This is a genomic window from Ruminococcoides intestinale (genome assembly GCF_040095935.1).
GTDB lineage: Bacteria > Bacillota > Clostridia > Oscillospirales > Acutalibacteraceae > Ruminococcoides > Ruminococcoides intestinale.
The window spans coordinates 172,228-188,500 of record NZ_JBBMFQ010000001.1 but is presented as its reverse complement, the minus strand read 5'-3'; the positions used below and the strand labels follow the sequence as shown (position 1 = coordinate 188,500).

12 protein-coding genes are annotated in these 16,273 nt (G+C 36.8%); 5 read left to right on the top strand and 7 right to left on the bottom strand.

Going from position 1 to position 16,273, the window contains the following annotated elements:
• Positions 1-8 precede the first annotated feature (8 nt).
• From WMO31_RS00845 to WMO31_RS00825, 5 genes are all read right to left on the bottom strand, one after another.
• Entirely contained in the window at positions 9-989 is a 981-nt protein-coding gene (locus tag WMO31_RS00845) for a DUF6017 domain-containing protein (RefSeq protein WP_144017173.1), read from the bottom strand.
• Positions 990-1,387: 398 nt separating this feature from the next.
• Positions 1,388-4,240, bottom strand: coding sequence for a WD40 repeat domain-containing serine/threonine protein kinase (locus WMO31_RS00840; RefSeq protein ID WP_195231109.1), 2,853 nt, complete (start codon positions 4,238-4,240; stop codon positions 1,388-1,390).
• A gap of 28 nt (positions 4,241-4,268) precedes the next feature.
• The gene (locus WMO31_RS00835; protein ID WP_195231110.1) at positions 4,269-4,430 is read right to left on the bottom strand and encodes a hypothetical protein; all 162 of its coding nucleotides are present in this window, start codon (positions 4,428-4,430) and stop codon (positions 4,269-4,271) included.
• A gap of 14 nt (positions 4,431-4,444) precedes the next feature.
• Positions 4,445-5,341: a PP2C family protein-serine/threonine phosphatase gene (locus WMO31_RS00830; RefSeq protein WP_195231111.1), complete on the bottom strand. Its 897-nt coding sequence runs from the start codon at positions 5,339-5,341 to the stop codon at positions 4,445-4,447.
• Positions 5,342-5,374: 33 nt separating this feature from the next.
• The gene (locus WMO31_RS00825; RefSeq protein ID WP_195231112.1) at positions 5,375-6,337 is read right to left on the bottom strand and encodes an FHA domain-containing protein; all 963 of its coding nucleotides are present in this window, start codon (positions 6,335-6,337) and stop codon (positions 5,375-5,377) included.
• 369 nt (positions 6,338-6,706) lie between these two features.
• Here WMO31_RS00825 and WMO31_RS00820 point away from each other — a divergent pair, with 369 nt between their 5' ends.
• The 5 genes from WMO31_RS00820 (at position 6,707) to WMO31_RS00800 (ending at position 14,498) form a co-directional block, all read left to right on the top strand.
• Positions 6,707-7,396, top strand: coding sequence for a LytR/AlgR family response regulator transcription factor (locus WMO31_RS00820; RefSeq protein WP_367999055.1), 690 nt, complete (start codon positions 6,707-6,709; stop codon positions 7,394-7,396).
• 3 nt (positions 7,397-7,399) lie between these two features.
• Positions 7,400-8,725 (top strand): ATP-binding protein, encoded by a 1,326-nt coding sequence (locus WMO31_RS00815; protein ID WP_367999054.1) that lies wholly within the window; start codon positions 7,400-7,402, stop codon positions 8,723-8,725.
• Between the two features lie 382 nt (positions 8,726-9,107).
• Positions 9,108-9,578, top strand: coding sequence for a low molecular weight protein-tyrosine-phosphatase (locus WMO31_RS00810; protein ID WP_367999053.1), 471 nt, complete (start codon positions 9,108-9,110; stop codon positions 9,576-9,578).
• A gap of 144 nt (positions 9,579-9,722) precedes the next feature.
• A complete protein-coding gene (locus WMO31_RS00805) occupies positions 9,723-10,337 on the top strand; it encodes a TetR family transcriptional regulator (protein ID WP_367999052.1) in 615 nt (204 codons plus the stop codon).
• A 123-nt stretch (positions 10,338-10,460) separates the two neighbouring features.
• A complete protein-coding gene (locus WMO31_RS00800) occupies positions 10,461-14,498 on the top strand; it encodes an efflux RND transporter permease subunit (protein ID WP_367999051.1) in 4,038 nt (1,345 codons plus the stop codon).
• A 56-nt stretch (positions 14,499-14,554) separates the two neighbouring features.
• On the opposite strand, the gene WMO31_RS00795 is transcribed toward WMO31_RS00800, so the two are convergent.
• Together WMO31_RS00795 and ybaK are read right to left on the bottom strand one after the other, a co-directional pair.
• On the bottom strand, positions 14,555-15,343 hold the full coding sequence (locus tag WMO31_RS00795) for a class I SAM-dependent methyltransferase (protein ID WP_367999050.1): 789 nt from the start codon (positions 15,341-15,343) through the stop codon (positions 14,555-14,557).
• 13 nt (positions 15,344-15,356) lie between these two features.
• Entirely contained in the window at positions 15,357-15,836 is a 480-nt protein-coding gene (gene ybaK / locus WMO31_RS00790; protein ID WP_101070280.1) for a Cys-tRNA(Pro) deacylase, read from the bottom strand.
• Positions 15,837-16,273 lie beyond the last annotated feature (437 nt).

The following is a 16,273-nucleotide window of genomic DNA, read 5'->3' as shown; positions in this document are numbered from 1 at the left end:
CTTTGGTTTTACAGGCTTTCGCCCTCGTTGCAGGAATAATAATCCGGGTCTCCATACTGCGGCTTCTTTGGTGTCAGTGCGCCGCTTGCCATGTCGTGCGCCACAAGGGACGTGTAATAACTGTTCATGGTAGACGGGGCATTAAAAAGCACCGCCCGCAGGTATTGTTTGATGTTGCGGATTTTTGTGGTGTTCTCGCTCATGCAGTTAAGGACAAATTCAATGTGGCTGCTGTCAAGTTTCATAAATCTTGCCTTGACAAGCTCTGCCGGGTAATCGTCCCCGGCGATACGGATTGTCTTTCGTTTGGTGCAGACAGTTTCAAGCATGAGTGTCACAATTTCATTGATGAGGTCTTTATCAAGGCGGTTGTTCTGCATGAGAATGTCATACTCGATATTGTCCTTGATGATTTCTTCGTAAATATCAAATGCGCTCGGTTCCGTTTCCTTTCGCTTCCGTTCCGGCGGCTGTGCCGCGTCCTCTAAGGGAGAGGGATTTAGGGAATGGAAAGGAATGGAATGGGTACTTGATATATCTGTATTTAATTTTTCTTTTTTTGGTAAGTTAGTCTTTTGTATATCTTTATTTAATTGCGTTGGATTTTCCGACGTCGGGTTATCCGGTATCGGATTTTCCAATATCGGCTTATCCGCTGTTGGATTTTCCAATACCGGACAATCCAATGCCGGGGGCTGTGGCTGTTCGTAAATGGTGTACTCGATAGCGGTCATTTTGCCTTTCTCGTCGCGTCCCTGCCGCCTTGTGATATATCCGGCTTTTTCAAGCTCCCATACAGCAGTGCGGATAGCGTCGATACTTTCCCGGTTGATAAGGGACAGCCCTGCAAGGGTGTAGTCCCAATCTTCGGGAAGTGAGAGCATTTGCGACAACAAGCCCTTTGCCTTTAGGGAAAGTTCCTTGTTGCGTAAATGGTGGTTGCTCATAACCGTATAACCTTTGTTCTTTTCCACGCGGAAAACTGCCATAGCTTCATCACTCCTTTGGTTGGATTTGTTACGCAGTAGAAACGCGGTTTTGAGGGAAAAGGTATCAACCCTTGTCTTTCTCATTTCCGCGCTCTAAGAGCCGCATAAATCAAGGCTTTGTTTGCCCTTACTGCGTAACATGAGGGCATAAAAAAAGCAGCGTTCCTGTTCTCCTGTGTAGGAGTGAGAAACGCCGCCTTATAGGTGGTGCTTATTTTATTTTTTCTTTTCGACGTGCCGCGTAAGGTGGTGTAGCGGTTTATCCGGCAGCTTCGCAGGTGCTTTTGCATATCAAGGCGCAATCCGTTAAAAGTAGTAAATGAGTAGTAAAATCAATCTGCAAACCTGCGAATATGCCCGTAAATCAAGCATTTTTCAAGACAATCAACTAATTTCATTTAAATTCCTCCATCAATTTCATTTTGAGCCATTGAAATAAGCTCATCAATGTTGTATATTTTAGATTTCCGTATATCGCCTGTTGAGGGATAATCAAAAATCAATTTTCCATTTAATATATCACAAAGATTTGGCAGATAAGCTATTTTCTCGCATTTATCATTTAGCAAGTACCCGTAGAATTCTCCGCTTGCTGTAATATATTGTGTGATGACATAATCATCGACCTGCGTAACATATGTCAAATATGCATCCTCTTCAAGTTCTGTTACTATTTCATCACTGTCTTTTTTATAAACTTTAGGTGTACCGTGAAGCGGCGACTCAATTCTATAATTGTCTGTATAGAATTCTTCATACAATGTTGAATCCGGTATATCTCCTTTTTCGGAATATATTTTTGTGCCATCCCTAGCATTGTATCTTTCTATTGTGCCATCATAATATGTAACTTCCAAATACGAGCTGTTACCATCTCTGACGAATTGTTGATCATAAACATCTGATGCATTCGGAATATCAACTTCGCAAATCAATTCATTATCAAAGTCATATATTCTGAATTGTTTATATGTAAAGAACATTATTGTCCTTTCATCAGCACTGATTCTTGCTTCATCGTGAGAGTAGTCTGAATCATATGAGAACACTTGAGAATCCAAATGATTTTCATATTTTAAAATACATATAACAGGCTCGTCCATACTACCAATTAACGCTACTCCTTCTGAAATCTGAATAAAATCACATGAAAACTTTTTATCAATTTTTGATGTCAAATTAGCTTTTTCGTCAAAGAAAAGAACACCGCCTTTATATGAAGCCATCGTATGCGAACCGCTAAGAGCAAAATCAACAATATTTTCAGATGTATTTACCAGTGGCGTTTGCTCTCCCGATACCGGATCAATTTCAACCAAAATATTATCTATTTTTGTGAATATTCCGGTTTCATCAGCCTGAACCTCAAAATATCCATCTTTATTAAATCCGCCAATCTGTTCTTTTTTGTTTACATCTATCACGGCAAAAACAGATTTGGTTGTATTCGATGCGGAATAGGCAAAATATTCTTTGTAAAAGCCACCTTCAAAATGGGTAAAATCAGAAGTGCTGTCATACAATTCTATTTCATCGTCGTTAGCAACATTAAAAACAGATAAAGAACCATCTGAAAAGCTCACAGCTAACAGATTTCCATCATTACTTATTTCAAAGAGATTATCATTTGGATTTGCAAATATATCATTAGTCGTAACTTGTTGACTTCTTCCATTAAAATCAACTGTTTGTAATATATTTCCTGTTTGTGAATCATATATTGTAGCTGTATTCTCATCTTTATAAATTCCTGCCACATTTATTCCATCGCTAGAAACACTTATTGATGTTGCTTTATTACCGGTCCATACAGTTTCTTTACTTGCAAGATTGTAAACTGTAATTCCGTATTTTCCGGCAAAACAAAGGTTGTAATTATCAATAAATTCTACTTCTGACAAAGCAGATTCATCTGAAGGCAATGTTTCAATAATTTCAGCTTTTTCGGTATCAAAAATCGCAAGATTCCCTGAGTATATACAAGCTCCTGTTTTTCCATCAGGAGATAACCTCATACATATTGTTGCCGAAGGAAGCTCAATAGTGTTATATGACTTATATCCATCTGCCAAATCGTATACTCCGAGCGCTGTAGTCAGTGACATTTGTACTTCCGGCAACAAACCTGGGGTTAGTATTCCACTATTACTGGAGGTAGCTTCTAACGCATATTTTATTGCTTTTTCTGAATTACCATCTTGCAAAGCATTGCTTGAATACTCCGCTAACTTCAAAAAACTTTCTCGTGTTTGCATTCTTTTTAATCCAATAAAACCAATAGAAAGACCAACAGCAAAAACAACCGCAGCCACCACAAGCGTAATCAATCTAAATTTTTTTAATTTTTTCGTTCTGGGATCGTTTTCCCTTAACTTCAAAATATCATCAAGCATTTCAGCTGCTGTCTGATACCTTAAATTCGGGTTAGGCTCCATTGCCTTAGATATTATTTTTACAATCAGCGGACTAAATTCTTTTTGCGATAACTTTTCAACATTTAGTGCGTCTTTTGCAGGACGTACACCACTAAGCAGATGATATAAAGTTGCACCCACGCTATAAATGTCCGACCTAACATCAGGCATTATTCTTTTTTTACTGTTAGATGAACTGGATTTTATTTTTGATAAGGTAATAGTGGCTGTTTCATCATTAAGGGTTACCGTTTCGTTTTCATCAATAACTGTTCCGCTTACTTCCGAATAGTCCAATCCGTAATGTTCCGGTGAAGCATAGCCAATACTACATCCTACAACATTATTCTCCCCTATTGCTAAAGCAATATTAAAATCAATTAAGCATATATCATTATTTGGTCTTTTCATTAAATTAGCAGGCTTTATATCGCTATGCACATAACCCTTTGGAGGATCTCCATGAATAGGTTGGTGCAAATAATCCAAAGCTTCTAACATTTGAATCGCCCATTTAATAACCTGTGCCTGAGAAAACCTTTCTCCTCTCTTTAGCGGCTTATCAAGGCTTTCGCCTTGAATATAGTCCATAGCTGTATATACTGTATCGTTCTCAACAAAGAAGTCATATACCTGTGGAATATAGCTATGAGTGAGATTCTTTAAAACATCGACCTCTCTTCTCAACAATTCTGGACGTGTGGTCAATTTTCTTTTGTCCGCTTTTAGTACAACCTTTTTCCCAAGTCTAAGGTGATTTGCCAAATATACAACACCACCACCGCCTGATCCGATTCTTTCAATCAGTTCATATGTAGAAGAAATAATTTCAGACATACTACACCCCTATTTAAAGTTTTATAAATTATTTTCTTTTTGAGATTTCTCCATATTCAGTATTGTATTTACTCATTAATTTTTCTTTTTTTAATTTGTATAAAAACAATGAGAAAACCGCTAAAACAACACCTAATAATGCAATCACTAGTCCAACATAACATATCAATTCATCAGTTAACCAGTCCATATTTTATTCTCCATTTAAAAAAGTTTAATTATTCCCAGAAACAAAAATACTACTGACATAATGCCGAAAAATATAACCAAAAATTTTAAAGTATAATGTGAAGTGTATTTCTTTTTCTCTTCATTATTTTCAAATTTGCAGTCAAAGATATTTTCAACCTTAATATATATTGCAGTTATATTATCCTTTTCTTTTCGTGATTTTATTAAATCTATTAATTTCCTAATCTGCATAGACATTGCTTTTTTATTGCCTTTGACAACTTTGTTTAATGAAGTATAGATTTCCTCATCAGTAATTACATGTCTAAAACCATCTGAACAGAATAAGTATCCCTTTTCTTGAGTAATTCCTAATATTATTTCTGGTTCTACAAATTTCGAAGCTCCGACACATTGTAAAAGAACATTTCGTCTACTATCATTTTTTGCTTCATTTTCTGTTAGTTCACCATTTTCAATTGCCCTTGCGATAAAAGTCTGATCTTTTGTAATTTGTGATAATTTAGTTCCAATATGATATAATCTGGAATCTCCTACATGAACAACAACATATTTTTCATCAACAAATAATGCTCCAGTAAATGTGGTACCCAATCGTATTCCTCTGTCTTTTCCAAATTCATTGATTTCAGAATTTAATTTCTTTAATAAGAGTGACCATTTTTCGCCTATTATTTCTAAGTTTATATTTTCAAATTCATATAAAATATTATCATCAAACCAATCAGAGAAAACTTCTATTACTGTTGCACTAGCCAATTCCCCTTTTGAAAGACCTCCCATTCCGTCACAGATTATTGCCATTACAATCTCGGAATTACCAATTAATGCTTTCTTAATTATGAAACTATCTTGATTTATTTTTTTAGAAATTCCTACATCAGTATCTGCTGCTATTGTGAAATGCATTATTAACCTCCGTAACCAATTCTATGAAGTTCATTAAAAATTAATTATAAACTCCTCATCAGCTAATGTAATAACATCATCATTGTGCAATTCATACTCAGTATTTATTGGTATAACATTATCGTTAATATATGTTTTATTCTTTGATTTTAAGTCAACAATAAAACATCTTGTTCCTCGGACAATAATATCTGCGTGACTTCTGCTAACGGCAACATTGTCAATAAAATAGTCAACACAATTTTTATCCTTACCAATTCTAAACACGGATTTATTTATATAGACAACTTCATTTGTAGACAATCGTTTCAATTTTGGAAATCCAGTCACTTGTTCTGAAAACTCATTCATAATATATGTTTCGGTTTCATCTGCTAAATCTGTTTTATCGTCATCCATCAGTTCTGTTGATTCATCCATTAAATCAGTAGGTTCATCCTCATCTAATTCATGTAAGAAATTTTTGTACAAAGGTAACTCTTTGCGTATTTTATCAATATCAAATGCACTTAAGCTACTCAAACAATTCTTAAAATCCCTCAATTCTTTTATTTCGCTTTTATTTTTTAAAACAGCACTATCAGCCATATATCTCAGTAACCATAACATGTCTTCAGTTTCTGCCATATGAGAAATTGGTACATATATCATTCTAACTTTATTTTCATCATCAAAAAATATGTAATCAATATTTTTTACTAAACATTCAAGAAGCAGTCCATTATCAATAATGTACTTGGTTATATTCAAAACCTGATCAACAATGCTAAAAAACTGTGAAACTTGTATTCCCATAGATAAATAAGATTTGATACGCCCGCCTTTTAGATTCTCATATACAATCTGATTTTTAGCAATTATTTCTGGTTTAACAAATCCTTTTGGTGATTTTAAAGTTATATTTGATAAATCAACAGTCATAATTGTATCTTTGCCAGATAATTTAACACATATATTATTTGATGTCTTTCCATGTTTAAAAACAATTTTCGCCAACCTAAGCACCGTCCATATTTGTCACTGATATTATTTCTTGTAATTTGTAATTTCTAATTTTTAAAAACTGTTACAACTTGCTATTGCAATTTGCGAATATTTTTGCATACTTCTTTTCAAGACTAGTTTTATCAATATAAAAAACCAATTTATTCTCTTCTTGTACATATATCACATTTCATCTTACTAATAATTATATAACATTACCAATTGTTTCGCTATCCCGAAAAGTTACATCAAGTCGCCTGTTTTTTACATAATTCTGCAAAAGTAAATAAAATCTTTCATTTTTATACAAATTATGATATACTGATTGCATAAGTTTTAAGTGAAACTTTCACAATATGGGTTTATTAGGGGGAATAGGATATGAACATATTGGTTTGTGATGATGATTTATCAATTGCAAATAGCATTGCGAAATACATAAAAAATAAGTTTAAGCACGAAGTATTTGTTTCTATTAACAGAGAAGATACTCTGAATATAATTCATTCAGAAAATATTGATTTGTTGATTATTGACATTGTTCTAAAAGATGACAACGGAATTTTTCTTGCGGAAGATATTCAAAAAATCCAGCCAAATATAAAAACTATTTTCATAACCGGCTACGGCAATGTTTATTATGAAAATATTTACGAGCATATTGCTCCACAGGGATTTCTTGAAAAACCGATTCAGTACAACATTCTGAACTTTTTCATTAAACAAGCCGAAAGTGAATATAAGAAAAAAACTGCAAAATTAAAAATTTCCTATGATTTTAAAGAACACCTGATTCCGATTGACAGTATCCTATACATCCAAAGTTCTAAACGAGTTTGTGAAATTATCACCGACGACAAAATCTATCGTTGCTACAAAAAACTTTCTGATTTTCCAAAGGAATTGCCCGAATATTTCGCAAGGTGCCACCAGAGCTATATTGTAAATGCCAAATACATTGTCTCTTATCAATCAGGGCAATTTACTTTGACAACCGGAGCTATTATTCCGATAAGCGACTCTTACGCTAAAGATGCCAAAAATTTATATCTTATGAATTTCGGAGGATAAACAATGTTACTTGTTTTTGCAACTATATTAGACTTAATTACAACTGCTACTTTTCTTCAGTATCCATTGCAACTGCTTACATTAAAAAAGGACAAACCTATTTACAAAATTATAATGGGAATGTTCTTTGTCTTTACAATGATTATTTCTTTTTTATCCAGAATAAACGAGGAATTTAATGCTAATCCATTTAAACCTATTATCTTATTCGGAGTGATTGCCATAACATTTTTCACTTGTTTCAGCGATAAAATCTCTCAGAAAACAATAGCCTATGTTCTGTTCCTTGCTTCAATGTGTATAACAGAGCTTTCGGTTATGGCGTTATTTACTTTTATGGGATTTTCATTGCGTGACGATAAAGTTGCAAATGTACTCAGCAATGTTGTAGCTATTCTTGTTCTTTGGATTTTACTTTTAATATGCAAAAAAATTTTTGATAAAAATCTTAAGCACAAAAATTATTCATCAAGAATGTGGCAATTTGATATTATCATTGTTTCACAGCTTATGTGCAGTTCGGCAATCGCCATATCTGTATATAACAATAACAATTTTGAACTGACAAGTGCAAATATTATACTTTGGGTTTTTGTCATTGCAACAATCATATGTATGGTTATATGTGACATCGCACTTTACAAAGTTTTGCTTGTAAATTCTGAAAATCACGATTTGAAAGAAGCACTCGAAATTTCTAATTTAAAGAACGAACTCGAACTTGAATACTACAACAAAATGAAAGTAAGTATTGCCGAAACAAGAAAAATGAATCACGATATCAGTAATATGATTACAGTTGTAAAAGCTATGGTTAATGATAACAATGATAATAATAGTGAACGAGCAAACGCAATTATCCAAGATTTGACCGAAACTCTTGAGAACAACAAAATCAGAAAATTCTGTGACAATGAATTAGTTAATATTATTATGATTAACAAATATGACACCATACAAGCAAATCATATTGAGTTTTCAAGTAACTTGAATGTTCCAAATAACATCAATGTTAAAAACACAGATCTCTGTAGATTGTTTACCAACATAATTGATAACGCAATAGAGTCTTGTGTTAGCTCTAACGATAAAAGCAAAGTATTTATTATTCTTTCATCGCAAATTAAAGATAATAACTTTGTAGTAAAATGCATCAATTACTGCGACCATAATATTCCCGATAACATTGATAATTTACAATCCACAAAGCCAAATCATAAAGGACTTGGTATTGAAATCCTAAAAAATATTACAGAATCATATTCAGGCGATTTCACAGTAAGTTGTGAAGATAATACTTTCACTACAATCGCATTGTTAAAAATCTGATTATTACAAACAGCATCCACATCATTACGATATGAGTGCTGTTTTGTTGTGGCTAAAAAGATTTTATGCTATAATAATCATATTTTAAACCTCATTAACGATAGCTTAAATTGGCAAATTATAGTTCTTAACAAGAATTATAATAACTAAAAATTCATTTTGCACACCCATACCCAAAAGCTATCGTTATACGGTTGATTTTGGAAGTAGTCTGCACCCCCTTAACTGACTACTATTTGACTACTTTTGAAAAATCTAATATGCCACATTTTGCCTTGATTTGCGTGTTTAGAGGGAATTTTAAAAGTGATATTCATTCCTGTTATACTCATTTCGCCTTGCAAATCACGGCATATTACGGCAAAGCGGGAGGAATTGTACTTTGATTAAAATAATGTTTGTGTGCCATGGGAATATTTGTCGGTCGCCTATGGCGGAATTTATATTTAGGGACATGGTTAAGAATGGCGAGATTGCTGACAGGTTTGTGATTAAATCATCTGCTACGAGTACGGAGGAGATATGGAACGGGATTGGAAATCCTGTTTATCCGCCGGCTAAGCGTGAGCTTGCAAAACACGGAATCGGTTGTGACGGCAAGAGGGCTGTTCAGCTCAAAAAATCCGACTATGACAAGTACGATTATTTCATCTGCATGGACTCTAATAATATCAGAAACACTATGCGAATTTTCGGTGATGACAAAGACGAAAAGGTTTGCGAGATGATGAGCTTTGCAGGTATGAATCGTGATGTATCGGATCCGTGGTACAGCGGTGATTTTGAGCAGGCATACAACGATATTTACAGCGGATGCAAAGGACTTTTTGAAAAATTTAAAGGCAAAGCTTAATTTTGTTGTTAATATGCACAAAGATTTTTGATCGTATATGTGCAAAATCTAAAACACATTTAATTGACACAATAAATAAACGATGTTAAAATTGTGACAGGTTGTCATATGACTGCCTGTCACATTTATTTTGGAGGATTTTTTATGATAAAAAACACCTTTTATAATCTTCCCGAAGAAAAGCGTCAGAGAATCACGGACGCAATATTCAATGAATTTGCCGGTTCGTCGGGAGAGAGAGTCAGCATAAACAATATTATAAGGAACGCAAACATTTCGAGAGGCAGTTTTTATCAGTACTTTGACGATAAGGTTGACCTTGTGGAGGTTATGACACGCTCATTTATCAACTTTTCGCTTGAAAAAGCCACAGAGGTTATCTCTCGCACTCACGGCGACATATTTGTAACTTATGATTTGCTTTTTGAAATTCTATGCGAATGTTCAAAGGATGCAAAACAAAGTATCATTATGAAGAATCTCATCAAAAATATAAAGGCAAATGACAGTCTTGTTTCGGAATATTTTATCAACCGTTTCAAGGGCGTTGCAGAGCTTGTCAGCGTTACAAACAATTTTGACAGAAGTAACCTTAAATATACTTCAGATGAAGATGTGAAGTGTCTTTCACAGATTCTCACTCAAGTGCTGAAGAATGCCGTGTTCAATGTTTTTGTAATAGGAAAACCTTTTGACGAGGTTCACAGGGAGTATCACAGAAAACTTGAAATTATCAAAACAGGTGCAATTGCAGATTAAGTTTAAATATTCACGCAACCGGTTGCGGCCGATTTCAACAGAAAATGTAAACCTAAGTTGGTAGAAATTGCATTTAATATGAAATATACTCATAGATAAAAAGCACAAACAAAGGAGTAATCAATGTTATCTAAAATCAGCGTAAAAAAACCGATGACGGTATTGGTTGCGGTTGTACTTGTTCTGGTTCTCGGTATAGTGTCATTTTTCAAGATGACGCCCGACCTTTTACCGAATATGGACTTTCCCTATGCCGTTATCATGACCACCTACGCAGGTCAGACGCCCGAGGCGGTTGAAACAACGGTTTCAAAGCCTCTTGAACAGTCGATGTCGGCAATTGACGGTGTTAAGGAGATCACCTCTACCTCATCGGACAACTATTCACTTTTGATGATTGAATTTGAGGACGGCACAAATATGGACAGCGCAACTGTTGATATGCGTTCAAGCCTTGACACAATCAAGGGCAATTGGCCTGACGGAGTCGGAACACCATACCTCATCAAAATCAACCCGAATATTCTCCCCGTTGCAATGACGGCGGTTGACTTTGAAGGCAAGTCGCAGACAGAGCTTTCGGATTATGTCACAAACGAACTTTTGAATGAACTTGAAGGCATTGACGGTGTTGCCTCTGTTTCTGACAAGGGCATTGTTACGGAACAGGAAAATGTCGTACTTTCACAGGATAAGCTTGACAAGCTTAATAAGAAGATTTCTGCTGCGCTCGATAATCAATTTGGTGATGCAGAGGACAAAATTACCAAGGCTAAAAAGGAATTGCAGGATAATATCGGCAAAGCCAAGGACGGTCAGGGTACTGTTTCATCTTCAATTGAGCAAATCAACTCACAGCAGGAGGCTGTTTCAAAACAGCTTGCCGATGCACAGAACAAGGCTGAAAGCGGTAAAACACAGCTTTTGTCGGCAAAGATGCAGTTGCTTGACCGAAAGGCAAGCCTCACTTCAACAAAGACTTTGCTCGAAACCGCTTATCAGGGTTTGCTTGAACTGAAAACTACCTATGATGAGCTGACTTCCGAGCAGTCACAGCTTACGCAAAAGCTTGAACAGCTTTCAAAATTCAACGAACAATATCAGGAAATTGTTCGGAAAATGAATGATGCACTGCCCGACAGCGAGGAATACAAGGCACTTCAACAGCAGATTGACGAGCTTAACAAGGTGCTTGAGCCTTACGGAATCAAAGCTCCCGACATTGCAAAGACAATGCAGTCAATTCAAGAGTCAATCAACAAGAGTGCAGAGGCTCTTCAAAATGTTGAAAACTCACTTAAAAAGCTCGGGACTTCGGGAGATGCAATCAATTCTGCATTAAGTGAAATGTCGGAGAAAATCTCACAAATCAACTCGGGTATTGCACAGCTTGATAACGCAATTTCGGGACTTGACGATAAATCGGTTTCGGTTGATTCCGCTCTTGCCCTCATTTCACAACAACAGTCAAGTGCAGACTTCAAAATGTCCTCTGCCATGTCAACTCTCACTTCAAAACAGAGTGAACTCAACAGCGCACTTACACAGCTTTCAAGTGCAGAAAAACAGATTGAAACATCCGAAAAGGAACTTGCAGATAAAAAGAAAGAGGCAAAAAGCAAGGCTGATGTGAGCAACACGGTCACACTTGATACCATTTCTTCAATTCTAACGGCACAAAACTTTTCAATGCCGGCAGGCTATGTTACCGATGACGATAACAATAAATTCATGGTTCGTGTCGGCGACAAGGTGAATGATGAAAAAGAGATGAAGTCGCTTGTACTTTTTGACACAGGAATTGACGGAATAGGGGTTATTCATCTTAAAGATGTTGCAGATGTTTTTGTTGCCGATAATTCCGACGAAACCTTTGCAAGAATCAACGGCAACCCCGGTATTGTATTGAGCTTTTCAAAGTCAAGCAACACAGCGTCTTCTACCGTTTGCGAAAACATTAACACAAAGCTTGATTCGCTTTCAAAAGAGGTTGACGGACTTCACTTTACAAGCCTTTATAATGAAGGCGACTACATTAACCTTGTAATCAACAATGTATTACAGAACCTCCTTATGGGTGCGGTTCTTGCAATTATCATACTTTTCCTATTTCTCAGAGATATCAAACCGACGCTCATTGTTGCCTGCTCAATTCCGATAAGCGTTGTGTTTGCAATCGTTCTTATGTATTTCAGCGGTGTAACACTCAATATGATTTCGCTGTCAGGACTTGCAATAGGCGTCGGAATGCTTGTTGACAACTCGGTTGTTGTAATCGAAAATATCTACCGACTGAGAAGCATGGGAGTTTCGCCGATTAAGGCGGCACTTAACGGTGCAAGACAGGTTGCCGGTGCAATTACGGCATCAACTCTCACCACAGTATGCGTGTTCCTGCCGATTGTATTTGTTGAAGGCATCACCCGTCAGCTGTTTGTTGACCTTGCACTCACGGTTACATATTCACTTCTTGCAAGCCTTATTGTTGCGCTGACGCTTGTTCCGACCATGGGACAGAGAATGCTCCGCAAGATGAAACCTAATTCCGCTCCGAAGGACGGAAAAATCAAGAAGGCATATGAACGCTCACTTCGTTTCGTATTAAAGCACAAAGTTCCTGCAATTCTCGTTGCAGTTGCACTTCTCTTTACAAGTGCAGGTCTTTGTCTGATGAGAGGTTTCAGCTTTATGCCCGATATGAGCAGTACACAGATTCAAGTATCATTGAAGCTTGACGATAACGCAACCTTTGAAGAAACAGTTAAAGAGGGCGAAAAGCTCAACGATTTGCTTTCAAAATATGACCAATTTGAAACCGTAGGCGTTATGGCGGGCAACTCGTCAAGCCTTATGGGACTTACAGGCGGTTCATCGTCAAATGATGCCGGCTCACTTATGGCATATGCCGTTCTCAAGGATGATTTTACAAAACAAAGCGGTGAGATTTCAAAGAAGATTGAAAAGGATCTTGAAAACCTTGACGGTGAGGCTGCCGTAAGCGGCGGCACTTCAAGTTCAATGTCAAGCCTTATGGGTGACGGTTCCGTTCAGATTACGCTCTACGGTGACGACCTTGACACACTCAAAAGCACTGCCGAGGATATCGGCAAGACACTTGAAAAGGTTAAAGGCGTTGCATCGGTTGACAACGGCATCGGTGCTGTTTCTCCCGAAATCAAGGTTACTGTTGACAAGTCAAAAGCCGCTGAAAAGGGACTTACCGTTGCACAGGTTTATCAGCAGGTTGCCGCTGCAATTTCAACAGAAAAAAACGCTGCCACTCTTACGAATGATGACGGCAATGATATGAATGTTGTGGTTGTAAAGGACGACAGCGAAACCGTTACTCCGAAAAATCTCCGTGACATTGACATTACCTACAAGGATTCAAGCGGTAACGAAAAGACAGTTAAACTCTCCTCTGTTTCGGATATTTCAAAATCTGAAACTATGGATAAAATCAGCCGTGAAAATCAAAAGCGTTATCTTAAAATCAGCGCCGAAGTCAAGGACGGCTACACGCTTACATCTGTTTCAAACAATGTAAAATCCGCAATGAACGATTACAAGCTCCCGAAAAGCTGTTCAATCGACTATGCAGGTACAGACGAAATGACAATGGAGGCAGTTTCACAGCTTATGCTTATGCTTCTGCTCGGCATTATTCTCATCTACCTCATTATGGTTGCACAGTTCCAGAGCCTTAAATCACCGTTCATTATTATGTTTACAATTCCGCTTGCATTCACGGGCGGCTTCCTCGCACTTTTAATCACAGGATTTGACATCAGCGTTGTATCGCTTGTCGGTTTTGTAATGCTCTGCGGTATCATTGTAAACAACGGTATCGTGCTTGTTGACTACATCAACAAACTCCGTATTGACGGCAAGGAAAGAATTGAGTCAATTGTTGAGGCAGGCAAAACCCGTATGCGTCCTATCCTCATAACCGCGCTCACAACCGTTCTCGGTCTTGTTGTTATGGCTCTCGGCATAGGCACAGGTGCAGAAATGATGCAGCCTATCGCAATTGTCTGCATCGGCGGTTTGCTCTACGCAACATTTATGACGCTCTATATCGTCCCCGTTATTTACGATTTGTTCAATAAAAAAGAACTCAAAAAAGTAAGTGACGAAGACCTTGAATTTATTGACGAATAAATCATATTAATAAAATACACCCCCGACTTTACCAAACAGTTTAGTCGGGGGTGTTATTATTTCTTTACTTTTAATTCAGCAATTGCGGCATAATGCAACACATCAAATTCAGGCGGTGCAATTTTTAAGAGTAAATTTTTATGTTCATTCTCCCACAATTCAATTTTTTCTTTTGAGAGTGACGCACCTACACCACGGCAAGCCTTCATTCTGCCGTTCCATGACTCTCTTGTAAAATATACCTTGAGCGGATATTCGTTGTGATAAATCAAATCAAACTTTTCTTCATAACATTTCGGAATATTTATCGGATGAATAGTTTCTCCTGCACCGCTCCAATCGGGACTGTATTTCAATACAAGTTTTTCACTCTGCCCTGCTATCTCATCTTCATACGGTAACCAAGCCATATAAAGAATTAACAACCTGCCATTTGGCTTTAACATTCTGTAAAGTTCAGGCATAATCTTTTGGTGGTCAAAATACCAAAAGCACTGACAAGCTGTGATAACATCAAACGATTCATCAGGAAAATTTATTTTCTCTGTTGCTACAGTAAAATATTTTATATTCATACCTTTTGATAATAAACGAGCCTGACCAACTTGCTCTTTTGAAATATCTGTACCAACCCACTCTCCGCCATAGCGATACATATTTCTCGGAATAACTCCTGTTCCGGTGCCAATATCAAGAATTTTCTGACCTTTTACACAAAGCCCTCTGTCAACAATTTGATCATAAAATTTTTGCGGATAAATATCACGATATTTTGCATATTCGGCTGACACTCTGCCCCAGTCAAAAGCATTTCCGTTGTCTATATTTTTGTCAACAATATCCAATGCAATACACCTTTTAATTTTTAATAATATCGGCACATTGACCGTTTGTAAGGCGGATTAAATCCTCGGGCTTCAGGTCAATTTGATAACCGATTTTTCCTGCGCTGACAATGATTTTCGGAATTGACTCTGCTGTAATGTGGAAGGTTGTCTTGAACTGCTTTTTCATTCCGAGAGGTGAACAGCCTCCACGCACATAACCCGTGACCTTTGTAATGTCCTTTACGGGAATCATTTCAACCGACTTTTCACCTACGCTCTTGGCACATTTTTTAAGGTCAAGCTCATGGTCAACAGGAACTACGAAAACATAATAATCTCTGCCCATGCCCTTTGTTACAAGAGTTTTGAAAACATAATCGGGATTTTGATTCATAAGCGTTGCAACCGTTACTCCGTCAACAGCATCCTTGCCGTGGGGATATTCATGGTGAGTATATTCAACCTTTTCTTTGTCTAAAATTCTCATTACATTTGTCTTGATTTCTTTCATAAATACACAATCCTCCATGCATATTGCCATCTTGTTATTACCCTCACATAATACAACTTTTCGCATCGGATTTCAACCTTGATTTATTTGCAATTTTTTATTAAAATAATGTTAGAATAAATTCAGAAGTTATTCGAGGTGGAAGATTTCGTCGCCGTCCACACTCCGATGGCTTGACAAAGGGAAACCTTGAGAGATGCAGGAGAATGGGACGCCTGCCGAATAACCGTAGCTTTGAAAGCCGCTCCGAATTTTTTCGGGACGGCTTTCTTCTGTTTTACAGACTAAAATATCGCTGTTTTACCCACAACACGCAAGATAATAAGCAAGTCAGTAAGCAAGATAGTAAGTAAGATAATAAGCAAGTTAATTTTTCAAACACCGTATTATGCGGTGCTTTTTTCTTTTATCGCAAATTAATGCTGTAAAACCACTCG